Annotated in this window: 14 protein-coding genes and 4 tRNA genes; 4 read left to right on the forward strand and 14 right to left on the reverse strand. The window is 68.4% G+C overall.

Features of this window, described 5'->3' with window-relative positions; genetic code table 11:
• The first annotated feature begins 54 nt into the window (after positions 1-54).
• The 3 genes from JC616_RS03745 (at position 55) to JC616_RS03755 (ending at position 3031) form a co-directional block, all read left to right on the forward strand.
• A complete protein-coding gene (locus JC616_RS03745) occupies positions 55-1479 on the forward strand; it encodes a tetratricopeptide repeat protein (RefSeq protein ID WP_227106783.1) in 1425 nt (474 codons plus the stop codon).
• 72 nt (positions 1480-1551) lie between these two features.
• On the forward strand, positions 1552-2424 hold the full coding sequence (gene galU, locus JC616_RS03750) for a UTP--glucose-1-phosphate uridylyltransferase GalU (RefSeq protein ID WP_107801619.1): 873 nt from the start codon (positions 1552-1554) through the stop codon (positions 2422-2424).
• 64 nt (positions 2425-2488) lie between these two features.
• Positions 2489-3031 (forward strand): hypoxanthine-guanine phosphoribosyltransferase, encoded by a 543-nt coding sequence (locus JC616_RS03755; RefSeq protein WP_019103182.1) that lies wholly within the window; start codon positions 2489-2491, stop codon positions 3029-3031.
• 225 nt (positions 3032-3256) lie between these two features.
• Here the strand turns inward: JC616_RS03755 and JC616_RS03760 are convergent, their stop codons facing one another.
• The 6 genes from JC616_RS03760 to hemP all read right to left on the reverse strand — a co-directional run bounded on the left by JC616_RS03760 (position 3257) and on the right by hemP (position 9377).
• Entirely contained in the window at positions 3257-4072 is an 816-nt protein-coding gene (locus JC616_RS03760; RefSeq protein WP_227106785.1) for an ABC transporter ATP-binding protein, read from the reverse strand.
• Positions 4065-5036 (reverse strand): FecCD family ABC transporter permease, encoded by a 972-nt coding sequence (locus JC616_RS03765; protein ID WP_404990267.1) that lies wholly within the window; start codon positions 5034-5036, stop codon positions 4065-4067. The genes JC616_RS03760 and JC616_RS03765 overlap by 8 nt, the downstream gene beginning before the upstream one ends.
• Positions 5037-5047: 11 nt before the next feature.
• The gene (locus JC616_RS03770) at positions 5048-5839 is read right to left on the reverse strand and encodes a heme/hemin ABC transporter substrate-binding protein (protein ID WP_107798070.1); all 792 of its coding nucleotides are present in this window, start codon (positions 5837-5839) and stop codon (positions 5048-5050) included.
• Complete coding sequence (locus tag JC616_RS03775) at positions 5829-6872, reverse strand: hemin-degrading factor (RefSeq protein ID WP_227106788.1); 1044 nt, start codon at positions 6870-6872, stop codon at positions 5829-5831. Before JC616_RS03775 ends, JC616_RS03770 begins: the two co-directional genes overlap by 11 nt.
• A gap of 60 nt (positions 6873-6932) precedes the next feature.
• On the reverse strand, positions 6933-9122 hold the full coding sequence (locus tag JC616_RS03780; protein ID WP_227106790.1) for a TonB-dependent hemoglobin/transferrin/lactoferrin family receptor: 2190 nt from the start codon (positions 9120-9122) through the stop codon (positions 6933-6935).
• 81 nt (positions 9123-9203) lie between these two features.
• Positions 9204-9377, reverse strand: a complete 174-nt coding sequence (gene hemP / locus JC616_RS03785) for a hemin uptake protein HemP (RefSeq protein WP_107801622.1) — start codon at positions 9375-9377, stop codon at positions 9204-9206.
• 163 nt (positions 9378-9540) lie between these two features.
• On the opposite strand from hemP, the gene JC616_RS03790 reads away from it, so the two are divergent.
• Positions 9541-10227, forward strand: coding sequence for a 4'-phosphopantetheinyl transferase family protein (locus tag JC616_RS03790; RefSeq protein WP_227106792.1), 687 nt, complete (start codon positions 9541-9543; stop codon positions 10225-10227).
• A gap of 402 nt (positions 10228-10629) precedes the next feature.
• Here the strand turns inward: JC616_RS03790 and JC616_RS03795 are convergent.
• The 8 genes from JC616_RS03795 to hmlG all read right to left on the reverse strand — a co-directional run bounded on the left by JC616_RS03795 (position 10630) and on the right by hmlG (position 22567).
• A tRNA-Glu gene (locus JC616_RS03795) sits at positions 10630-10704 on the reverse strand.
• Between the two features lie 8 nt (positions 10705-10712).
• Positions 10713-10789: transfer RNA gene (locus JC616_RS03800), tRNA-Arg, on the reverse strand.
• A gap of 3 nt (positions 10790-10792) precedes the next feature.
• Positions 10793-10867 (reverse strand) — tRNA-Glu (locus JC616_RS03805).
• Between the two features lie 11 nt (positions 10868-10878).
• Positions 10879-10955, reverse strand: a tRNA-Arg gene (locus JC616_RS03810).
• Positions 10956-11144: 189 nt separating this feature from the next.
• Complete coding sequence (locus JC616_RS03815; protein WP_227106794.1) at positions 11145-11468, reverse strand: hypothetical protein; 324 nt, start codon at positions 11466-11468, stop codon at positions 11145-11147.
• Positions 11469-12011: 543 nt separating this feature from the next.
• Positions 12012-12791, reverse strand: coding sequence for a thioesterase II family protein (locus JC616_RS03820; protein WP_227106796.1), 780 nt, complete (start codon positions 12789-12791; stop codon positions 12012-12014).
• Positions 12792-12795: 4 nt separating this feature from the next.
• Complete coding sequence (gene hmlH / locus JC616_RS03825) at positions 12796-14124, reverse strand: jagaricin export MFS transporter HmlH (RefSeq protein WP_227106798.1); 1329 nt, start codon at positions 14122-14124, stop codon at positions 12796-12798.
• Entirely contained in the window at positions 14117-22567 is an 8451-nt protein-coding gene (gene hmlG, locus JC616_RS03830; protein WP_227106801.1) for a jagaricin-like haemolysin non-ribosomal peptide synthetase HmlG, read from the reverse strand. Before hmlG ends, hmlH begins: the two co-directional genes overlap by 8 nt.
• Positions 22568-22801 lie beyond the last annotated feature (234 nt).

Genomic DNA, 22801 nt, shown 5'->3' on the forward strand with positions numbered 1-22801 from the left:
GGCTAAATCGGTTTTTGTTTTTCCGTGGCAGGAATTTAAGAAGGAACGGAACAGATGACGGCGGACCAAGCTTTCGAACAAGGCAACCGATTGGCGGCGGAGGGCCGCTGGCGCGAGGCGGAGCAGGCGTTTGATCAATGTCTGAGGCGGAACGCCAAGGATTGGCAGGCGCTGGCCAACCGCGCCAACGCCCGTCTGCGCCAGGGCGACAGCGCGCGTGCGCTGGACGACTACCTGGCCGCCGCCGCGCTCAATCCGCAGTCGGTCAACATCAAGTGCAATCTGGCGGTGCTGCTCAAGGAACTGGGCGAACTGGAACTGGCGGAAGCGCTGCTGCGCGAGGCCCTGGGGGCGGAACCCGAGCATGTCGACGCCTGGAGCAATCTGGGCGTGGTCTTGCAATATCGTCTGCAATACCAGGAGGCCATCGCCTGCCATTTGCGCGCCATCGAGCTGGCCGGCGCGAGCCCGGCGCGCTGCAACAACCTGGGCTACGCCTGCACCTGCGCCTTGCTGCTGGACGACGCCATCGCCGTGTTGCAAGGCGGTTTGGAGCTGGACCCGAACGACGCCAATCTGCGCTTCAGCTTGTCCATCGCGCTATTGCTGGCCGGGCGCTACGCCGAGGCCTGGCCGTATTACGAGGCGCGCTGGGACGCCATCCTGCAGCCGCGTCACCGCGAACGGCGCTGGCAGGGCCAGGCGCTGGACGCGTCCGCCTTGCTGCTGTGGGCGGAACAGGGCCTGGGCGACAGCCTGCAGATGGCGCGCTTCCTGCCGCGGCTGCGGGCCGAGCATCCGCGGGCGCGCCTGCTGCTGGCCTGCCCCAAAACCTTTCATCGCCTGTTCGCCCAATTCGACGGCGTGGAATTGCTGGAGCCGGAGGCCGCTCCGGCTTTCGATTGGCAACTGCCGCTGATGTCCTTGCCCGGCGCGCTGGGCGTGACGCTGGACAATCTGTCCGGCCAGCCTTATCTGAGCGCGGTGCCGGCCGCGGTCCCGGCGCGCGACGGCGGCCGGCCGCGCGTCGGCGTGGTGTGGGAGAGCGGGCAATGGGGCGTGGGCAAGGCCGATCACTGGCGCCGCCACAAATCGGTGCCGCCGGAGGACTTCGCCGCTTTGTGCCGGCTGCCCGGCATTGATTTCGTGTCCTTGCAGCCGGGAACGACGCCTTCGGCTTTGCAAGGTTTGTTGAGCACGCCGGCCTTGAACGACTTTGCCGACACCGCCGCCTGGGTGGCGGAGCTGGATCTGGTGATCACCGTCGATACCGCCGTCGCCCACCTGGCCGGCGCGATGGGCAAGCCGGTCTGGGTGTTGATGCGCGCGGAAAGCGCGCCCTTCTTCCTGGCCGCCGGCGAGCGCGCGTCGTGGTACGACTCGATGCGGGTCTGGCGCCAGACCGAGGCCGGCGTCTGGGGGCCGGTGCTGGAAGGCGCGGCGCAGGCGCTGGCTCAGCGTTTTGCCGCCGCTTTGTGAGGCGGGACTTTCACCAGCGGGCCGCGGCGCGGTAGAATGCGCGGCTGTCAACGCTTGTTAACGAGAATGGGCATGAAAAAAATCACGAAAGCGGTCTTCCCCGTCGCCGGGCTGGGCACTCGCTTCCTGCCGGCCACCAAGGCCAGCCCCAAGGAAATGCTGCCGGTGGTGGACAAGCCGCTGATCCAGTACGCGGTGGAAGAGGCGATCGCCGCCGGCATGACCGAGCTGATTTTCATCACCGGCCGCAACAAGCGTTCGATCGAAGACCATTTCGACAAGGCTTACGAGCTGGAAACCGAACTGGAAAACAAGAACAAGCAGAAGCTGCTGGAAACCGTGCAGGGCATCATCCCGCCGTCGGTGTCCTGCATCTTCATCCGTCAGACCGAGGCGCTGGGCTTGGGCCACGCCGTGCTCTGCGCGCGGCCGGTGGTGGGCGACGCGCCGTTCGCGGTGATCCTGGCCGACGACCTGATCGAAGGCGCGCCGGGCGCGATGGAACAAATGGTCAAGCTGTTCGACGAAACCCACACCTCGGTGCTGGGGGTGGAAACCGTGGCGCCGGAGGAGACCGGCTCTTACGGCATCGTCAAGGTGGCGCCGGACGCGCGCGGCCATCAGCAGGTGGAGCACATCGTGGAGAAGCCGCGCCCGGAAGCGGCGCCGTCCAATCTGGCGGTGGTGGGCCGTTACATCCTGACCCCGCGCATTTTCGACAAGCTGGTCAACACCACGGCCGGCGCCGGCGGCGAAATCCAGCTGACCGACGGCATCGCGGCGCTGATGAAGGACGAGCCGGTGTTGGCGCTGCCGTTCAAGGGCGTGCGTTACGACTGCGGCTCCAAGTTGGGCTATCTTAAAGCCACGGTCAATTACGGCTTGCAGCATCACGAGGTGGGCGCCGAGTTCGCCGCCTATCTGCGGTCGCTGGCCAAGAACTAATCGTTTTTTCAATCACGCCGCTTGCTTCAAAGCGGCGTTTGCGTGTGTGAATCAAGGAGTCATCATGCCCAATATTGCCGAGGCCCGTGGCCTGATCAACAGCTCCGACGTGCTGTTTACCGCCGAGGAAGTCAGCGCGGCCGTTGACCGCATGGCGGTGGAAATCACCGAGGAACTGGGCGAAACCTATCCGCTGGTCTTGTCCGTGATGGGCGGCGCCGTGGTGTTTACCGGTCAGCTGCTGCCGCGCCTGGCTTTCCCGCTGGACTTCGACTACGTTCACGTGTCCCGCTACGGCGACAAGACCCAGGGCGGCGAACTGGTGTGGAAACAGGCCCCCAAGGAAGACGTGCGCGACCGCGTGGTGCTGGTGCTGGACGACATCCTGGACGAAGGCCATACCATGGCGGCGATCCGCGACAAAGTGATGGCCATGGGCGCCAAGGCCTTCTACAGCGGCGTGTTCGCCAACAAGCTGATCAGCAAGGAAAAGCCGATGCTGGCTGACTTCGTCGGCCTGGACGTGCCGGACCGCTACGTGTTCGGTTACGGTATGGACGTGCGCGGCGCCTGGCGCAATCTGCCGGCTATCTACGCGCTGAAATAAGCGCGGCCAGATCGCGAAAAACCCCCGGCTCGCGTCAGCAAGCCGGGGGTTTTTATTTTTGGACCTAGTCTAAGAACGTGTTTCCGATCTCGCGAGCTAAGGCGAGACAAGGCGAAAACGGGCGAAAAAGCGGAATGCTCAAGTGGTACATGAGCATTTCGAAACCAGTTTCAACGCCCTTTACCTATCCATCCCGCCGACGCGCAGCAGACTATGAACAGGCTCTCAGGCGCCGGCCGCCAGCGCCGCGGGCTTCTGCGCCTGCGCCAAGGCGGCGTTGACCTGCCAGTCGTTGCCGTTGCGCTGCAAACGCACCGGCCAGCGGTAGACCGCCAGCAGCCGTTCCGGCGTCAGCACCTGCTCCGGCGCGCCGGCCACCACCAGCCGGCCCTGTTCCAGCAAGGCCACGTGGTCGGCGTAGCTGGCCGCCAGCGCCAGGTCGTGCAAGACCTGCACCACGGTGCGGCCCTGGCGCGACAATTCCAGCAGCAGTTGCTGCAAGCGGTGCTGGTGACGCAAGTCCAGGTGATTGGTGGGTTCGTCCAGCAGCAGCACCGGCGCCTGCTGCGCCAAGGCGCGGGCGATGGCCGCGCGCTGGCGCTCGCCGCCGGACAGCTGGTCCAGCCGCTTGTCGGCGTAATCGTCCAGCTCCACCGTGCCCAAGGCGTCCGCCACCGCGCTCTTGTCCTCCACCCGCGGCTGCGAGAAGGCGCCGAGGTAGGGCACGCGGCCCAGCATCACGAATTCGCGCACCGTCAGCGGAATCCCGGACGGGATGTGCTGCGGCACCCAGGCGATGCGGCGCGCACGCACCGCCGGCTCCATGCGGCCGACGCATTGCCCGGCCAGGCGCACCGCGCCGGCGCCGGGCGTGTTCAAACCGGCCAGCAGCCGCATCAGCGTGGTCTTGCCGGCGCCGTTGGGGCCCAGCAGCGCGCTGACCCGGCCGGTGGGCAAGTCCAGGTTGATGTCGTCCAGAATCCGCTTGCCGCCGATGTCGTAGGCCAGCTGGCGCACGCACAGGGTAGTGGTATCAGCCATTGATCAGACTCCTTTGTTGCCGCCGGAACAGCCATACGAAGAACGGCGGTCCGGCGAAGGCCGCCATTAAGCCCACCGGCAGATCGATGGGCCAGGCGATGGTGCGCGCCAGCGTGTCCACCGCCAGCAGGAATAAGGCGCCGGCCCAGGCCGACAGCAGGATCAGCCGGCGGCGGCAGCCGCCCAGCAGCAGCGCCAGCGCGTTGGGAATCATCATGCCGACAAAGCCGATCACCCCGGACAGCGCCACCGCGCCGCCGGTGGCCAGCGCCGCGCCGACGGCGGTGAGCCGGCGGGTGCGGCGCACATCGATGCCCAGCGAGCGGGCGGCGTCCTCGCCCAGCAGCAGGCAGTCCAGATCGCGGCCCACGGCGATCAGGATCAGCAAGCCCAGGCCGGCCACGCCCAGGCAGGCCAGCAGCCGTTCCGACGAGGCCGACGACAGATTGCCGGCCAGCCAGCTGGTGGCGGCGCGCAGCGTCAGGTCGTCGGACATGAAAATCATCAGGCTGGTGATGGCGCCGCAGAAGGCGCCCACCACCAGGCCCATCAGCAGCAGGCCGGCCAGGCCGCCGCGCACCAGCCGCGACAGCAATAGAATCAGCCAGGTGGCCAGCAGGCCGCCGCCGAAGGCGGCCAGCGGCAAGGACAGGCCGGCGGCGCCGATGGCCAGCATGCTGACCACGGCCAGCGCCGCGCCGCTGGACGTGCCGATCAGGCCGGGGTCGGCCAGCGGATTGCGAAACAGCGCTTGCAAGGCCGCGCCGCTGGCGGCCAGCGCCGCGCCCACGCCCAGCGCCGCGGCGATGCGCGGCAGCCGCAGCTGGGTCAGCAGCGGATCGCTGAAGTCCGGCCAGGCCAGGCCGCTGCCGCCGCTGGACAAGGCCAGCAGCGGCAACAGCAGGCTGGCGGCGAGCAGACCCAGCAGCAGCCAGCGGCCGCGATTGGGCGCGGCGGCTTCCATGCTCAGCGCGCTCACATCTTCACCATCTGCTCGACCACCGCCGGGCTGTTCAGTCCCACCATCATCGCGTCCTTGGCCGGCAACAGGTAGATGCGGCCCTGCTTGCCGGCCGGCGTGGAGGCGATTTCCGGCCGTTTGGAGAAGGCCTCCTTGCCGCCGTGCACCGCGCCGGTGTGGCTGCCCAGAATGATCACGTCCGGTTGCAGGCTTTGCCAGGCGTCGCGGGCCATCGGCTTGAAGCCGGACAGCTGGCTGGCGACGTTGACGCCGCCGGCGGCGCGGATCAGGGTGTCGGCGGCGGTGTCGCGGCCGGCCACCAGCTGACCGTCGTAGCTGACCAGATAGCGCACGCCGCGCGCCGGGCGCGGCGTCATCTCGCGTTGCCAGCGGCTGGCCAGTTGCTGGGCGTTGGCGTCGCGGCCCAAGAGCTGTCCCACTTTGCGGATCGCGTCGGCGAAGTCCGCGCCGTCCTCGCGGCGCGTCACTTCCTCGGCGCGCACCTGCAATTGGCGCAGCTGGGTCCACACCGTCGGCGGTTGCGCCTCGGCGCTGCCCAGCACCAGGGTGGGCTTGAGCCGGGCGATGGTTTCAGCGTTCAGCGCGCGGGAAAAGCCCACCACCTGGGCCTGAGCCAGCGCCGGCGACTTGCTGGAGCGGTCGCGGCCGACGACTTCCTTGCCGGCGTCCAGCGCCACCACGATGTCGGCGATGTCGGGGGTCATCACCACGATGCGTTGCGCCGCCCAGGCGGGCAGCGCGGCGGCCAGGCCCAGCAGGGCGGCGAAGGCGAATTTAGGCGACATCGGCGCGCTCCAGTGCCGGCAGCTCGCCCAGCAGCTTGATCCATTCCACGCGTTCCGCCTGGCCCGGCTTGCGCTCGCCGAAGAAGGTGGCCAGCGACAAGCCCTTGTCGTCGAACAGTTCCAGCGAGGTCACCACGCCGTGATCGCCCGGCTTGCGGGTGACCCAGGCTTCGGCGATCAGATCGGTGCGCAGATGCAGGTTGAAGTGCGGGTCCAGCACATTGAGCCAGTTGCCGACGATCTGCACATTGCGCACCGGACCGGTGTGAATCTGGATCATGCCGCGGTTGCCGGCGAACACCATGATGGGGGCTTCGATATGGGCGGCGCGGCGCAGCAGCTGCTCCACCGCTTCCGGCAGCACGCGCCAGGCCTGGCCTTCCGGCGCCAGGCGGAAGCCCTGCTGGCGGGACACGCCCCAGCGGCGCAGGAAGGGATGGAAGGCGTGCACGTCCTGCAGGCTCTGCCATTCCTGCTGGAAGCCGGCCTTGTCGATGGCCTCGTCGTCCAGCTCCTTCGCTTCGGCTTCCTGCGGGTCTATGCTCAGCGCGGCCTTGGGCGCGGAGAAGGTCTCCACCAGGCGCTGGTAGGCGGCTACATCGCTATTGGCGGTCAGATAGATCTTGTGCACCGCCTCGCCGAAACGGTCGAAGAACTGCAAGCTGCGCTGCTCGCCGCGCGCGCCGGCCGTGGTGACGGCGAAGGCGTGCTGCCAATGGAACAGGAAGATGCGCAGGTCGATGACCGGGTTGATGGCCAGGCCGATCTTGCCGTCGATCTGCACATTGCGGTAATCGCCGGTGGTTTCGTGCACGCAGGCGTGATTGCGCGTCAGCGCCATCACCGGGCCCAACTGGGCGATCTGGCCCAGGATGTCGTTCCAATGCGGTTGCAGGGCCTGGCTGGCCGGGTCCGCAGCTACCAGTTCGGCCTCGCTGACGCCCAGGGCGTCGGCGGCGTCGCGCACGCGCAGTTTCGGCTGGCTGGCTTTCAGGATTTGGTAACGATCCCACAGCTGGCTGAAGTCGGTCATGTTTGGATTCTCCTTGGAACGATCAAAAACGGGCGCCCGCCAAGGGGCGGGCGCTCGCGGTTAGAAGGTGTATTCGACGCTGGCGCTGAGGTTGCGGCCAGGCTGGGTGAACAGGTCCAGCGTGCGGTCGCTGCTGGTCTTGCCGCGCACGTCGGCGGCTTTCCAGTATTTCTGGTCGAAGACGTTGAACACGCCGGCGCGCAGCGTGGTGTTCTTGGCCGGCTTCCAGTAAGCGGTCAGGTCCAGCACGGCGTAGCCCGGAGCCTTGAATGGCGGCGAGGTCTGGCTGCTGCCCTGTTGCGCGACATTGGGCAGGCGGTCGTTGGCGCTGGCCAGTTTCAGCAAGGCTTCACCGCCGAAGCTGGCCTGGTCGTAGCGCAGGCCCAGCGTGGCGTTGAGCGGGGTGATGCTGGCCAAGGGTTCGTTCTTCTGTTTGTTCTGGCCATGGGTGTAGGCGATGGACGCCATCGCGCGCCAGCTCGGCGCGAAGCGCCAGGCGGCGCGGCCTTCCACGCCCTTGATCTCGACTTCGCCGATGTTCTGGTACTGATAGGCGGACAGGCCGTTGATCATGCCGATGTCGGCCAGATCGATGAAGTCCTTGTAGCGGTTGGCATAGGTGGTGACGCCGAAATCAAAGCTGTCCCACTGGCCTTTCAGGCCCAGTTCCACGCCGCGGCTGCTTTCGGACTTGAGATTGGGGTTGGGCAGCACTTGATAGCGCTGAATCGGGTTGGTGAACGCCATATTGGCGTCGTCGAACGGCGGCGCGCGGAAGCCGGAGGAGAACTGCAGGAAGCCGGTGTAATGATCGGCGAACGGCAGGCTCAGACCCAGCTTGGGCGAGAAGGCGCTGTCCTTGAAGGTGGGCACCTGATAGTTGTTGGGGTTGCCGTTGGCGAAAGCCTGATCCGGCTGCGGCGTCATCTTGTAGTGATCCCAGCGCAGCGACGGAGACGCCACCAGGCCGTTGCCGAACTTGATCTCGTCCTGGACAAACAGGCCGATGCGCTCGGAGCGGCTGTCGGGGAAGGTCTTGTTGGGGTAGGTTTCGCCGCCGACGATATTGCTGGTGCTGCCGTTCGGGTTGTACTGGGTCTTGGTGCGCGGACGGCTGGTGTCGGTGCGGCTCAAGTCCGCGCCCCACAAGAGCTGGTGTTCGGCGGAGAGGGCCTGGAAGTTGTGTTCGGCTTCCAGGGTCAGGCCGTAACTATCCTGCTTGAAGCCGTAGTCGGACAAGATGCGCAGGCCGTTGCTGCGCCATTCGGTATTGGTGTCGGCGTTGTCCAGCTTCTGATAATAGGCTTTCACCGCCAGCCGGTCGAAGGCGCCCAGCTGCTTGCCTTCCCAGGCCAGCGACGCGCGGTCGCGCTGGGTGCGGTCTTTGGCCTGGTTGTCGGTGAGGGCGTAAGTGGTTCGGGGCACCGGCCCCAGCGAGTTCAGCAATGCGCTGTCGGTATCGCGTCGATAGTGTTCCAGCGTCAGTTCCAGCCGCTGGTTGGCGGCCGGCTTGAAGCCCAGCTTGGCCAGCACATTGTCGCTGTCCCAGCTTTGCGGATTCGGTTTGGTGCGCAGCGTGCTGCTGCTGTCGTTATTGCCCTGGTTGTCGGTTTCATGGCCGTTGCGATGGGTGTAGAGCAGCATCAGATCGGCGCGCTCGCCCTTGACGCCCACGCCGGCGCTGCTGCCCCAGCCATTGTTGGCGGTGCCGCCAAAGCCCTTGACGCTGCCGCCCACGCCTTGTTCTTCCGGCACGAAGTCGTCCACGGTCTTGGTGCGGTAGCCCACCACGCCGCCGATGGCGTCGGAGCCGTACAGGCTGGAAGTGGGGCCCTTGACGATGTCGATGGCGCGCAGGGTTTCCAGTTCCACGTAATCGCGGCCGGAAACGGCTCCGTTATTGCTGCCGCCGCCGGCATAGGATTCCGGCAGGCGGATGCCGTCGATCAGCATCAGGATGCGGTTGCCGTCGATGCCGCGGATGGTGTAGCCGGCGTTGCCGCGGCGCGCCGGATCGGTGGCCACTTCCACGCCGGGCTCGTATTTGACCGCGTCGGCGATGTCGCGCACCAGTTGATCGTCCAGTTTGTGACGCGAGATCACGCTGGCGTTGGGCGCGGTTTCCGCCAGCGGTTTGCTGCTGCGGTGGGCGGTGACCTGAACGGTCTCCAGTTCCGCCGGCGTCGCCGCCAGCGCGGGCCAGGCGGCGGCCAGGCTCAGAACCAAGGGGGTGGCGCGAAATAAGGCCATGGAAACTCCAAACTTCCTAAGGTTGGGTGCTTCCGCTGGCTGGCTAGTCTTGGCTGGCTTGCGGTGTGTGTGGTCAGAGACCTATTTGATTAGGATGAGCTTGCCGTTGCGTGTGAGTTGCAAGCGATACATTTCGCCCTGATGCTCGATCAGGATTTCTCTGCCTTTGGCGAACAGCTCGCAGCTGCGCAGCACCGGCGACAGGTTGGCTGCGCTGGCCCCGTTGCCAAGTTTGGCCGCGTTTTGGGCATGCATGAATTTATCCATAGCCAAATGGTAACGATTCTCATTATCGAGTTCAACCAAGGAATGTGATTATTACGCATGAAAAGTGCCAAATTGTGGCGGGATGGTCACAAATAGCCTGGTTGCCGTGCTACAGGCTAGGGATAATGGCGGTTTTTGCGCGGAGAGGCGGATGGAACTGAACGCTTTGATCAAGCCCTTGCCTTGCCCGGCGGGCGCGCCGCAGGCCTTGCGGCTGTACCGCGTGCGGCTGGATGTGGATTGGCCGGTGGACGAGGCGCTGCTGGCGGGCTTGAGTCAGGACGAGCGCAAGCGCTGCCTGCGCTATCTGCGCACCATCAACCAGTTGCAGTTCGCCCTGACCCGGCTGGCCTTAAGGCGGCTGCTGGCGCAAGAAACCGGCCTGACGCCGGACGCGCTGACGTTTGAGCTGGGCGCCCATGGGAAACCCGTCTTGAGCCTGGCCGGCGCGCCGGTCTTCAATGTGTCTCACTCCGGCGCTTACGCGTTGATCGCCATCGCGCGCGGCGGGCAGGTGGGGGTGGACATCGAAACGGTGCAAGCCATGCGCGACGTGCCGGCGCTGGCGGAGCAGACCTTGCTGCCGGGGGAGCTGGAACTATGCGGACACGGGCGGGACGTGGCGGCTTTCTTCCAGTTGTGGACCATCAAGGAGGCGGTGCTGAAAGCCTGGGGCGTGGGCATTGCTCAGCACCTGTCCGCGTTCGAGGCCTTGGAACTGACGGATAAGGAACTGCCGTTGCGGATTGCCGCGCCCGAACGCTGGCCGGCGACAAGAGCCTGGGCGCTGGAGGCGCCGGACGGGTATAAGGCGACCTTGGCTTGGGCAGAGCGCTAAGAACCTGTTTACGATCTGCTGCGCGTCGGCGGGATGGATAGAAAGGGGCGTTGAAAACAAACTCAAAATGCTCATGTACCGTATGTGCACTCCGCTTTTTCGCTTGTTTTCGCCTTGTCTCGCCCTTGCTCGCGAGACTTTGAACAGGCTCTGAAGCTGTTCACGATCTGTTGCGCCTTGTGGAGCCTTACTCAGTGAGTGCGCCTTGGCTCGCGAGGCTTGGGTTCCCAGGCGCAAGCGGAGGAGGGGTTATGGGTTTGCGTGAGAATGGTCTTGTACGAATCAATACAAACCAGGTGGCTATTGCGGACGGCTTGCGTGGCAAGCCGTTTGTCTTTGTGGTGTGGTTTGCGCGGACGACAAAAAACCCGTCATGTCGCCATGACGGGCTTTTGCTAATACTGGCGTCCCCACGGGGAATCGAACCCCGGCTACCGCCGTGAAAGGGCGGTGTTCTAACCGCTAAACTATAGGGACTTAAATTGTGGCGCACCCGGAGCGATTCGAACGCCCGACCCTCTGGTTCGTAGCCAGATACTCTATCCAACTGAGCTACGGGTGCTAGTGGCGTCCCCACGGGGAATCGAACCCCGGCTACCGCCGTGAAAGGGCGGTGTTCTAACCGCTAAACTATAGGGACACTTTAAGTTGTGGCGCACCCGGAGCGATTCGAACGCCCGACCCTCTGGTTCGTAGCCAGATACTCTATCCAACTGAGCTACGGGTGCGCTGTCTCGCTAGACGTTGTGTCTTGCGAGAAGCGGAATAATATAGATCCGGCTTTTGAGCGTCAAGGATTTTTGAAAAAAATTTCACATGGCCGCGAGTGGGCGGATTCAGGATGTCGCCTCATGCCAACATGCTAATCCCGATCTTCCGACCAAAGCCCCATCCGGGGCTTTGGTCGTTTGGAGGGGTTAGGCCAGTTCCTGCATTTGCATTGTGGTCTGTTGTAAGCGGCGGGCGAAGGGTTCCAGCAGGCAATACACCTGCTCGCATTCCAGCGTGTCTAGCTTGGATTGCTCCAGCATCGCCGCCAGCGCCGACAAGGCGGTGCTGATTTGATTGAATTCCAGGCTGAGCAGATGAAGGCTGTGATCGAAGTGTTCGCAGTACGCGTCGAGTTGCCGCAATAGCGGGTCAATCGGGTGGAGCGTGGCATCCTGCTGACGCAAGCTTTTCAGTTGGAGCAGCAAGCTTGATAGCGATGGGATGTGGTGGGGGCGAGGGGCGTTAGACATGGTGCCTCCATGATGTACGGTATGTTTTCCGCAGCCCACTTCCTACGGTGGGCGGCAGCCCGAACGAGGGTAGGAATACCGGCACCATGGAACCGGCCAGCCCGTGGGCTGCCTCGCCCGGTCCGCCTATGAGGGCATGACAAGGCACACGGACACAGCTGCTCTCGCAGTGATGTCCGCCATGATGCAACTCGGGTTCCTACGCCCGGTGCTGAAGCACAGCACGGCCGGATTATCACGTGCTTGCAGCGGGGAGGCAAGGGGCGGGCGTCCGCTATGGCGGCGCTGCGAGACCGGGCGCGTTTGCGCCCGGCGTTTCGTCGGGCGGCTGCGGCTTAGAGTCGGTTTACGATCTCACGAGTAAGAGCGAGGCAAGGCGAACTCACCGTGTAACGCTCCACAACGCGCAGCAGATCGTAAGCAGGTTCTTAGAGCCGCTAACAAAACCTCGCAGAGAAGCTGAGCCAAGGCGCGCCGACGCAGGCAGTACAAGTCGTACGGCAAGGAGGCGCAACGCAGGATCAGGGGTTTTGTTAGCGGGTCTTAGGCAAGGTCCGGCATGGCGGCGGCAGGGCTGGACAGCGCATCGGCGAGTTCGCTGTTGAGGCGCGCGAGCACGGCGTCCCGGGCGCTGGCGATGAAGAAGTGGTCGCCGTCGAACCAGTGGACGCGCGCGGGCGCGGCGGTTTCCCGCTGCCAGCCTTCGGTCTGTTCCGGCAGACGTTGCCGGTCGCCGCGCCCGGCCAGCACGGTGATGGGCAGGGTCAGCGGCGGGGCCGGCTGGTAGCGATAGGTTTCCACCAGTTCAAAGTCGGTGCGCAGGGTGGGCAGCAGCAGATCCATCATTTCCCGGTGGGCCAGGATTTCCGCGGGCGTGCCGTTGTAGTCGCGCAGCGCGTCGATGAAGCCGTCGTCGTCCATCCGGTGCAGCATGCGCGGCGGCTGGCGGTGTTGCGGCGCGTCGCAGCCGGACACGATCAGCCGCAGCGGCTGCGGCCGGCCTTGGGCGCGCAGCCGTCGCGCCAGTTCGAAGGCGATCAGCCCGCCCATGCTGTGGCCGAAGAAGGCGAAGGGCAGTTCGTCGTCCAGCGGCAGTTCTCGCGCCAGCGCATCCACCAGCGGCGGCAGCGCCTTGAAGCCGGCTTCGCGGAAGCGGGCGGCGCGGCCGGGCAGTTGCGCGGCGCAGATTTCCACTTCCGGAGGCAGCCGGCCTTGCCAGCCGGCATAGGCGCCGGCGTGGCCGCCGGCGTAGGGAAAGCAGTACAGGCGCAGCCGCGGCGCTTGGCTGGCGGACTGGCGCTGGAGCCAGGGGGTGGGGTGCATCGATTCAGTCTCCTGTTTGCAGGGAAGGGGTGGCTCGGGCGTCCGCGGCGCCGGGGCCGGCGGGCGCGCCGATGGCGCGCAGCCGGGGGCTGCACAAGGCCAGCACGGCGACGCCGATCAGCAGCAGGCCGGCGCCGGCGAACAAGGCGCGCACCGGCGCCGAGGTCAGGCTCAGGCCGGCCAGCGTGGTGGACAAGGGCGTGACCGCCGCCATCATGAACATCAAAAAACTCATCACCCGGCCGCGCATCTCCGCCGGAATGCGGGCCTGGATCCAGGCCATCAGCCGGACTTGCACCAGGCCGCCCAAGAGTCCGATCAGGAACATCATTGCGCAACTGGCGGCAAACGCGGCGGACAGGCCCAGGCCGATGATCAGCGCGCCCATCAGCGCGTCCGCGCAGAATACCATCCATCCCAGCCGGCCCAGCGCCTTGGGCGGCAGCAGGCTGAGCAGGGCCATGCCCAGCAGGCTGCCCGCGCCTTGGGCGGACAGCAGGGTGCCGAAATGGCCGGCGTCCAGGCTCAAGACGTTCTTGACCAGCAGCGGCAGGCCGATCTGGATGGGGCCGGCGGTCAGGAAGGCGATCACCGCCCAGTAGAAGAACAGCGCGCGCAGGGTGGCGTCGCCCCAGGTCCAGGCGGCGCCGCGGCGGATGGCGCGCAGGATGCCGGCGGCGGATTGCGTCGGTGCCGGCGCGGCGGCGGCGAGCGGCCGCAGCCGGCTGAGCATCAGGCCGGCGCTCAGGAAGCAGGCGGCGCCCAAGAGGAAGGCGAGGCCCAGGCCGCCGCCGGCGCGGACGCCGGGCAGGGCGATCAGCGCGCCGGCCAGCATGGGGCCGGTCAGCAAGGTGAGCTGGTTGACCGCCATGAACACGGAGTTGGCCTGTTGCAGCCTGTCTTCCGGCACGGTGTTGGGCAGCAGGGCGGCGGCCGACGGTCCGGTGAAGGCGGCGACGACGCCCATGGCCGCGGCGAAGGGATAGAGCCAGGCCAAGGGCAGCCCGCCGCGGTAGGCGGCGTAGCCGAGCAGCGCCAGCAGCGCCGCGCAGCACAGCAGCGAGCACTGGAACACCCGCCGAGGCGAGTGCCGGTCCGCCACCGCGCCGCCGACGATGATGAACACCGCGCGCGGCAGTTCCATCGCGGTGACGACCAGGCCGAGGGCGAGGCCGTCGCCGCCCAGCTGCAGCACCAGCCAGGGCAGGGCGATCAGCGCGGTCTGCTGGCCCAGGATGGAGCAGAACCAGGCGGCGGAGAGCCAGAGAAAGCGCCGGTCGCGCCAGAGCGAGGACGGCGGGGCGGCGAGGGAGGCGGACATGGGCTTAGACATGACGTTCTCGCATCGCGCGCTCCAGGCTGTCCGCCAGCCCGGCCACATGCGGCTCGCGCAGCATGTCGGCGTGTTCGCCGGCGGCGCGGAACACCTGGACCGGGCCGGCGGCGTAGTCGGACCAGCCCAGGTCGGCCGCTCCGGCCATGCTGGCGGCCAGCCCGTCGGTGACCCACACCGCCACCGGGCAGGGCGCGGTTTGCGGCTGATGGCCGCGCAGGCTGAGCAGGTTGGCGCGGTAGACGTCGAACATCGCTTCCACCCGGCGCGGGTCCATGCCCTGGGGGAACAGGCCGGAGGCCCGCACCTGCCGGCTGAGCAGCGCGAAGCGCCCGGCGCGGTCCAGCGGCCGCAGCATGTCTTCCGAGACGGCCAGCGTTTTGCCGGTGGCGATTTCCACGGTGCGGGCCATGTAATGCAGCAGCCCGGCCTCGTCCTGGGGCAGCTCGTTCAGGAAGCCGGCGTCCGGGCGCGGCGGCGCATCCAGCGCCGCCAGCAGGCTGACTTCGACGCCGGTCTCGACCAGCCGCCGTGCCAGTTCCGCCGCCACCGCGGCGCCGAAGGAGTGGCCGGCCAGGATCAGCGGTCCGGGCAGGCCGGCTTGCCGCACGGCGGCGGCGTAGCGTTCGGCCATGGCCGCCACGCTGTCGTCGGCGGCGACGGCCGGGTCCAGCCCCGCCGCTTGCAGGCCGTAGACGCGCCAGCGCGGCGACAGCCGCTCCACCAGCTTTTGATAGCCGATGATCTGGCCGGAGCCGTCGTGGACCAGCAGCAGGGCGCCGTCGTCGCCGTCGGTCCGGATCGGCACCAGCACCGACGGCGCGGCGGCCTGGCCGGCCTCCTGAACCAGCCGGGCGAACTCGGCGACGGTGCCGGAGGTGAACAGCGAGGCCAGCGGCAGCTCCACGCCCAGTTCCTCGCGGATGCGGGACAGCAGTTGCAGCGTCAGCAGCGAGTGGCCGCCCATGTCGAAGAAGCTGTCGTCCACGCCGATGCGCGGCAGGCCCAGAACGGCGGCGAACAGCGCGGCCAGCTGCGCTTCCAGCGGGGTGCCCGGCGCACGGTAGGCGCGCGCTGCCAGCTCCGGCGCCGGCAGCGCGCGGCGGTCCAGCTTGCCGTTGGGCGTCAGCGGCAGCGCCGGCAGGCTGACCCAGGCGCTGGGAATCATGTATTCCGGCAGTTGTTCGGCCAGCGCGCGGCGCAGCGCGGCGGTATCCGCCTCGCCGTCCGCCGGCACCAGATAGCCCACCAGCCGCGCGGCGGCGGGCGGCGCGTGGTGCAGCGCCACCGCGGCGGCGGCGATGCCGGGCTGGGCGCTGAGCGCGGCTTCGATCTCGCCGGTTTCGATGCGATAACCGCGCAGCTTCAGCTGTTGGTCGCCGCGGCCCAGGTATTCGATGCGGCCGTCCGCCAGCCAGCGCGCGCGGTCGCCGGTGCGGTAAATCCGCTCGCCGCAGCGGAAGGGGTTGGGGAGGAAGCGCTCCGCGGTGAGCCGCGGGCGGCGCAGATAGCCGCGGGCGACGCCGGGGCCGGCGAGGTAGAGTTCGCCGGCGAGGCCCGGCGGCGTCGGCTGCAAGGCTTCGTCCAGGATGTAGGCGCGGTAGCCGGGGATGGCGCGGCCGATGTCGATGGGCTGGCCGTCGCGCGCGGCGATTTCCGTCGCGGTGCCCCAGACGGTGGCCTCGGTGGGGCCGTATTCGTTGTAGAAGCGCCGGCCTTGGCCTATCAGGTCGCCGGCCGACACCGTTTCGCCGCCGAACACCACCGCGCGCAGCGATCCGCCCCAGCCGGCGGGCTGGGCCTGGGCCACGGTCCGGTACAGCGAGGGCAGGCTGAGCCAGACTTCGGCCCGTTCGCGCTCCACCAGGCCGGCCAGGTAGCCGGGCTCCAGCTGGCCGCCGGCGCGGCTGAGGATCAGCCGGCCGCCGCAGGCCAGCGACCAGAACAGCAGGGCCACCGAGCTATCGAAGGAGAAGGAGGGCAGCAGCAGGAAGGCGGTGCCCGGCCGCGACAGTTCCGCCGGATAGAAGGCGAGCCGGGCGGCGGTGGAGGCGTGGAGATTGCCGTGCTGGATCGCCACGCCCTTGGGGACGCCGGTGGAGCCGGAGGTGTAGATCAGGTAGGCGGGGTGCTCGGGCCGCAGCGGGCGGACGCGCTCGGCGTCGGCGGGGTTGCCGTCCGGCAGCGCGGCCAGTTGCGCTTGCAGGGCCGGCTCGTCCAGATTCAGCCGCGCCGCGCCGTCCGGCAGCGTGGCGTCGCTCAGGGTCAGCACGCAGCGCGGGGCGGCGTCTTGCAGCATGAAGGCGATACGGGCGGCCGGGTAGTCCAGGTCCAGCGGCAGATAGGCGGCGCCGGCTTTCAGCGCGGCGAGCATGGCCACCACGGTGTCGGCGGAGCGCGTCAGCGCGATGGCGACGATGTCTTCCGGGCCGACGCCGAGCCGGATCAGGCCGCGCGCCAGTTGATTGGCGCGGCGGTTGAGTTCGCCGTAGCTCAGGCTGAGGCGCTCGTCGCTCAAGGCCGTCGCTTCCGGCGCGGCGGCGGCGCTGGCCTCGATCAGGGGCAGCAGGGTGGCCGGCGCGGACGCCGCGTCGCCGTCGTCCGCCAGCAGCCGCCGGCTTTCGTCCGTGTCCAGCAGCGCCAGGCGCGGCAAGGGCTGTTCCGCCTGGTCGGCCATGGCCAGCAGCAAGCGTTGCAGCCTGGAGGCCAGACTGCGCGCGCCGGCGTCGGTGAACAGGTCGACGTCGTATTCCAGCATCGCCTGCAGGCCGCCGTCGGCTTCGTGCACGGTCAGGGTCAGGTCGAAGCGCGGCGAGCTGTCGTCGTTGGACAGGGTTTCCAGCTCCAGCCCCGGCAGGCGCAGCGTGTCCAGCGGCGCGTTCTGCAGCACCAGCATGGTCTGGAACAGCGGGTTGCGCGCCAGCGAGCGCTCCAGCCGCAGCGCGTCGACGATGGTTTCAAACGGCATGTCTTGCAGTTCGTAGGCTTCCAGCACCACGTCGCGGACCCGCGAGAGCAGTTGCAGCGCATTGGGCGCGCCGCTCAGATCGACGCGCAGCGCCAGGGTGTTGACGAAGCAGCCGATCAGGCCCTCCAGGTCCAGGTGATTGCGGTTGGCGATGGGGCTGCCTATCACCAGATCGCGCTGGCCGCTGTAGCGGGACAGCAGTTCGGCGTAGCCGGCCAGCAGCACCATGAACAGGGTGCCGCCGGCGCGCTCGGCCAGCCGGCGCAAGCTCTGGGTTTCCGCCGGCGAGAAATCGAAGCGGACGAAGCGCCCGCGGCGCGGACCGCCGGCGCCGCGCGGCCGGTCGCCCAGCAGTTCCAGCGCCGCCGGGGCGTCGGCCAGGCGCGTTTTCCAGCGCGCCAGCATCTGGTCGTAGCGTTCGCCGGACAGGGCGTCGCGCTGCCATTGGGCGAAGTCGCCGTACTGGATGGGCAGGGCGGGCAGGCTGGGCGGGCGTTGTTCCCGCGCGGCGGCGTAGAGCTCGCCGAATTCACGCACCAGCACGCCCAGCGACCAGCCGTCGGACAGCGCGTGGTGCAGCGCGATCAGCAGCGCGGCGTCGTCCGGGCCGATGCGCAGCAGGGCGAAGCGCAGCGGCGGCGCGGCCTCCAGGTCGAATTTGGGCCGGGCGAAGGCGTCGGCGGCGCGATTCAGCGCCGCGTCCAGGTTGTCGCCGGCGTCCACGCGCAGCGTCAGTTCCTGTAGTTCCGGCCCGTCGCCGCCGTCGACGATTTGCCGCAGCTCGCCGTCGCTCAGCGCGAAACGGGTGCGCAGCGCCTCGTGGCGGCGGACCACGCCGGCCAGCGCGGCGCGCAGCGCGGCCAGGTCCAGGCGGCCGCGCAGGCGCAGGCCCTGGGCGATGTTGTAGACGCCGTGTTCGCCCTGGTCCAGCCGTTCCAGAAACCAGAAGCGCTGTTGGGCGAAGGAGGCCGGCAGCGGCCGCGAGCGGTCGGCCGGCGGGATGCGGCGCTCCGGCGCGGAGGCCGGCGCGGCGGGGTCTTCCAGCGCGACGCGTGCCGCCAGCGCGGCGGCGAATTCGGCCACCGTCGGGTGTTCGAACAGAGTGCGCAGCGGCAGTTCGACGCCGAATTCGGCGCGCAGCCTGGACATGACCCGGGTGGCCAGCAGCGAGTGGCCGCCGGCTTCGAAGAAGTTCTGTTCGCGGCCCAGGCCGCTGACGCCCAAGACCTCGCCCCAGAGGCGGGCCACTTCGTTTTCGGCGCGGTTGCGCGGCGGCGCGCCGGCGTCGGCGCCGCCTTGTTGGGCCTGGCCGGGCTCGGGCAAGGCGCGCCAGTCCAGCTTGCCGCTATGGGTCAGCGGCAGCTTGTCCAGGGTGACGAAGGCGGCCGGCAGCATGTAGTCGGGTAGGTGCGCGGCCAGGTGGCGGCGCAGCTCGGGTCCCAGCGCGTCGCGCGGCTGGCTTTGCGCCGGGGTGTTGAAGCAGGCGGCGGGCTCGCCGTCGTCGTTCCCGTCCAGCCGTTCCAGCGCCAGCGGCGGCAAGGCGTCGGCCGCGGCGGCCAAGGCCAGGTCGAAACGGCCGTCGGCGGCGTCCTCGCTCCAGCTGAGGCGGGCGGCCAGGCCGGCGGCGGCGGCTTCGGCCAGCAGTTCGGCCGGCTCGGCGGCGTCAGACGGCGCTTGCGCCTGCCAGGGCTGGCCGTCGGCGGCTTCGTCGTCGGCCGCGCTGTTGACCGGATCATGATCCAGCCAGGCGAGGAAGCGGTTGACCTCGGCGGCGCGGCGGTTGGCCAGGCCGGGCCGCAAGCGCGAGGCGTCGGCGGCCGGCGCGGTGGCGGCGCGCGGCGCGCCCTTGCTCAGCACCACGTCGTAGCGGTAGGTGGTCAGCTCGCAATCGCCGCCGTCTTCCTTCAGGCGGATTTCGATCGCGGCGATGTCGCCGCGGCGGCGCGCCAGGCGGCGGAACAGCGCCGGGTCCACCAGCAGTTCCTTTTCCTCGGCGATCAGCGCGTCCAGTTGACGGCGCAGTTCCGTCCGCGTCGGTGCGGCGACGGCGGGCAGGCGGCGCAGCAGGCGGCTGGCCTGGAAGTGGCGCAGCAGGCCCAGGTGGCGCAGATCGCCCAGCAGCAGTTTGCCGCCGGGGCGCAGCCGCGCCAGCGCCTGGTCCACCACGTCCAGGAAGTAGGCGGCGTCGGGGAAGTATTGCGCCACAGAGTTGAGGATCACAGTGTCGAAGTCGTCCGGCAGGCCGGCCAGCTCGCGGGCTTCGCGCCGCTCCAGCGTCACCTGTTCCAGGCCGCGCGCGGCCACGGTGCGGCCCAGGCGCTCCAGCGCGCGGGCGGAGAAGTCCAGGCCGTGGTAATGCTCGCAGTCCGGGGCGACGGCGAGCAGCAGCATGCCGCTGCCGACGCCGATTTCCAGCACCCGGCGCGGGCGCAGCGCGCGGATGCGGCTCAGGATCTCGTCGCGCCAGCGCCGCATGTGCTCGGCGGGAATCAACGCGTTGTCGTAGGAGTCGGTCCAGCCGACCAGATCGAGGTCGGCGTCCTCGGCCGGCGCGTCCTCGTAGATCATGTCGAAGGCGGGCAGCCAGCCCTTGTCCTTGTCCTTGGCGGCGGCGTCTACGCCGCTGCGCTTGGCGACGTAGGCGACCAGCCGCGCCTGATCGCCGTCGCCGCGCACCACCACGGCGGCTTCCGCCACCGCCGGGTGCTGGCTGAGCAGGGCCTGGATTTCGGCGGTTTCGATGCGGAAGCCGCGCAGCTTGACCTGTTGATCGGCGCGGCCGCGATATTCCAGCTCGCCGCGCGGGGTGACGCGCGCCAGATCGCCGCTGCGGTAGAAGCGCAGGCCGCTGTCCAGGTGCGGGTCCGGCATGAAGCGCTGGGCGCTCAGCTCCGGCTGATTGACGTAGCCCAGCGCCACGCCGGCGCCGCCCACGTGGATTTCGCCCACCATGCCCGGCGGCACCGGCTGCAGGGCGTCGTCCAGCAGACGGATGCACAGATCGGGCAGCGCCGCGCCGATCACGCTGCCCAGCTTGCGCTTGATCTCGGGCAGGCCGATGCGACGGAAGGTCACGTGCACGGTGGTTTCGGTGATGCCGTACATATTGATCAGCTGCGGGTAGTCGTCGCCGTGGCGGTCCAGCCAGGGTTCCAGGCTGCTCAGGTCCAGCGCCTCGCCGCCGAAGACGACGTAGCGCAGCGCCAGATCGCCTTCGCGCGGGTTTGCTTCCTCGGCGGCCATCAATTGGCGGAAGGCCGACGGGGTCTGGCTCAGCACGGTGACTTTTTCCTCGCACAACAGCTGGTAGAAGGCGTCCGAGGAGCGGGCCAGCAGCGGCGGCACAATCAGCAGCACGCCGCCGTGGGCCAGCGCGCCCCAGATTTCCCACACCGAGAAATCGAAGGCGTAGGAGTGGAACAGCGTCCACACTTCGCACGGGCCGAAGCGGAACAGCTCGGCGCTGCCGGAGAACAGCCGGGCGCAGTTGCGGTGGCTGACCGCCACGCCCTTGGGCCGGCCGGTGGAGCCGGAGGTGTAGATGATGTAGGCCAGGCCGTCCGGGTCGTCGCCGGCCGGCAGCGCCGCCGCCGGCGCGGGTTCCGCCGCGTCCAGCGTCAGCAGCGGGCCGGCGAAGGGCGGCAGCGAGGGTGCCAGCGCCTCGGTGCTGAGCACGGCGCGCGCGCCGCTGTCTTCCAGGATGTAGCGGATGCGGTCGGCCGGATAGGCCGGGTCCATCGGCACATAGCCGGCGCCGGCCTTGAGCGCGGCCAGCACGCCGATCAGCATTTCGAAGGAGGGCGTCAGCCACAGGCCCACCGGTTCGCCCGGCCGCACGCCGGCGGCCGCCAGCCGCCGCGCGGCGGCGTCCGACAGCCGTTCCAGTTCGCCGTAACTGAGCTCTTGGCCGTCGCAGCGCAGCGCCGCGGCGTCGGCTTGCCGCGCGGCGAAGCGGCTGAAGGCGCGGTGCACCGGCTCGCAATCGACGGCGGCCGCCTGCCGCGGCAGGGTCAGCAGGGCGGCGGCCTGCTGCGGCGTGGTCAGCGGCAGCGCGGCCAGCGGCGCGTCCGGCTGACGGCTGGCGGCGTCCAGCAGCAGGCTCAGTTGTTCGGCGAGGCGCTCCACCGAGAGCCGCTCGAACAGCGCGGTGTTGTAGGAGAACGCGCCGGACAGGCCGTCCTCGGTCTCGCGCATGAACAGCTCCAGATCGAAGCGGGCGGCCTCCTGGCTCAGCACCGGAGTCAGCCGCAGCCCGTCCAGCGTCGGCATCGCCGCCGGGATGTTGAGCAGGGTGAAGGCGACCTGGAACAGCGGGTTGCGGCTGGGGTCGCGGCTGGCCTGGCCCAGCGCGCCGACCAGTTGGTCGTAGGGCACGGCGGCGTGCTCCACCGCGTCGCGCATGGTGTCCGATTGCCGGCGCGCGAACTGGCGGAAGCTGTCCGCGGGGCCGATGCGGCCGCGGATCACCAGCATATTGGCGAAGAAGCCGATCAGCCCCTCGGTTTCCACCCGTTCGCGGCCGGCCAGCGAGGTGCCGATGGCCAGATCGTCCTGACGCGCGTGGCGGGCCAGCAGCGCCTGGAAGGCGGACAGCAGCAGGCAGAACAGGGTGGTGCGTTCGGCCGCCGCCAGCCGGCGCAGGCGCTCGGCGGTATCGGCGCCGATGTCGAAGCCCACGGTGGCGCCGTCGAAGCCCTGCACCGGCGGCCGCGGCTTGTCGGTGGGCAGTTCCAGCGTGGGCAGGCCGGCCAGCTGGGTTTTCCAGTAGGCGAGGTCGGCGTCCCAGCGGTCTTGCCGGCCGTTGGCGTGCTGCCAGCGCGCGTAGTCCAGGTACTGGATGGGCAGCTCGGGCAGTTCCGGCGCGCGGCCGCGGCTGAGCGCGGCGTAGGCGCGGGCCGCCTCGTCCATCAGCACCGTCAGCGACCAGGCGTCGCCGACGATGTGATGCAGGGTCAGCACCACCGCGTGTTCGTCCGCCGCCAGCTTCAGCAGCGCGATGCGCAGCGGCTGGCCGACGGACAGGTCGAAGGCGTGGGCGCTTTCGCGGCGCGCCAGCGCCTCCAGCCGGGAGGCGGCTTCTTCGGCCGGCAGGCCGGACCAGTCCAGGCGCTCGATGGCCGCGCGGCCGGCCGGCTGCGGGATCTGCGCCGCCGCGCCGTCCACTTCGCGGATGGCGGTGCGCAGCGAGGCGTGGCGCGCCACCACGCAATCAAAGGCCCGGCACAGCGCGTCCGCTTGCAAGGCGCCGCTCAGGCGGAAGGCGGAGCAGATATTGTAGGCGGCGGCGCCGGCGCTCAATTGGTGCAGGAACCAGAGCCGCTGTTGTTGGAAGGACAGCGGGCCGGAGGCGGCGTCGCCGCGGGCGATCCGCCCGCCGTCGACGGGCGCGGGGGCCGGGAGCAAGACGTCCAGTTCTTGTTCCAGCAAATGGTCGAGAAGGTCCAGGTCGTTATCGTTCCAATCGCTAACGCTCATTTCAATGGCTTTCCAGGTGATGTGTTGTCGGCGCCCATCGGGCTGCGCGTCCATCGCGCCCGATTTGATTTCGATTATTTTTCGAGGTCTGTAAAAATATTCAATTTATGCGGTATATTCTTCGGCGGGTTTTGTGAGTCGGTATTCTCCGATTTAAACAATTCCAATTAGCAATGTTTTGGTTGGATAAATAGATTTATTTAGAAACTGTTTTAATTTTCTAGCGACGGCACG

Source organism: Chromobacterium rhizoryzae, from assembly GCF_020544465.1.
GTDB lineage: Bacteria > Pseudomonadota > Gammaproteobacteria > Burkholderiales > Chromobacteriaceae > Chromobacterium.

Bases quoted from the DNA above. Each gene is read 5' to 3' on its own strand.
- JC616_RS03745 (WP_227106783.1), top strand. From the start codon at position 55: ATGACGGCGGACCAAGCTTTCGAACAAGGCAACCGATTGGCGGCGGAG.
- galU (WP_107801619.1), top strand. From the start codon at position 1,552: ATGAAAAAAATCACGAAAGCGGTCTTCCCCGTCGCCGGGCTGGGCACT.
- JC616_RS03755 (WP_019103182.1), top strand. From the start codon at position 2,489: ATGCCCAATATTGCCGAGGCCCGTGGCCTGATCAACAGCTCCGACGTG.
- JC616_RS03760 (WP_227106785.1), bottom strand. From the start codon at position 4,072: ATGGCTGATACCACTACCCTGTGCGTGCGCCAGCTGGCCTACGACATC.
- JC616_RS03765 (WP_404990267.1), bottom strand. From the start codon at position 5,036: ATGGAAGCCGCCGCGCCCAATCGCGGCCGCTGGCTGCTGCTGGGTCTG.
- JC616_RS03770 (WP_107798070.1), bottom strand. From the start codon at position 5,839: ATGTCGCCTAAATTCGCCTTCGCCGCCCTGCTGGGCCTGGCCGCCGCG.
- JC616_RS03775 (WP_227106788.1), bottom strand. From the start codon at position 6,872: ATGACCGACTTCAGCCAGCTGTGGGATCGTTACCAAATCCTGAAAGCC.
- JC616_RS03780 (WP_227106790.1), bottom strand. From the start codon at position 9,122: ATGGCCTTATTTCGCGCCACCCCCTTGGTTCTGAGCCTGGCCGCCGCC.
- hemP (WP_107801622.1), bottom strand. From the start codon at position 9,377: ATGCATGCCCAAAACGCGGCCAAACTTGGCAACGGGGCCAGCGCAGCC.
- JC616_RS03790 (WP_227106792.1), top strand. From the start codon at position 9,541: ATGGAACTGAACGCTTTGATCAAGCCCTTGCCTTGCCCGGCGGGCGCG.
- JC616_RS03815 (WP_227106794.1), bottom strand. From the start codon at position 11,468: ATGTCTAACGCCCCTCGCCCCCACCACATCCCATCGCTATCAAGCTTG.
- JC616_RS03820 (WP_227106796.1), bottom strand. From the start codon at position 12,791: ATGCACCCCACCCCCTGGCTCCAGCGCCAGTCCGCCAGCCAAGCGCCG.
- hmlH (WP_227106798.1), bottom strand. From the start codon at position 14,124: ATGTCTAAGCCCATGTCCGCCTCCCTCGCCGCCCCGCCGTCCTCGCTC.
- hmlG (WP_227106801.1), bottom strand. From the start codon at position 22,567: ATGAGCGTTAGCGATTGGAACGATAACGACCTGGACCTTCTCGACCAT.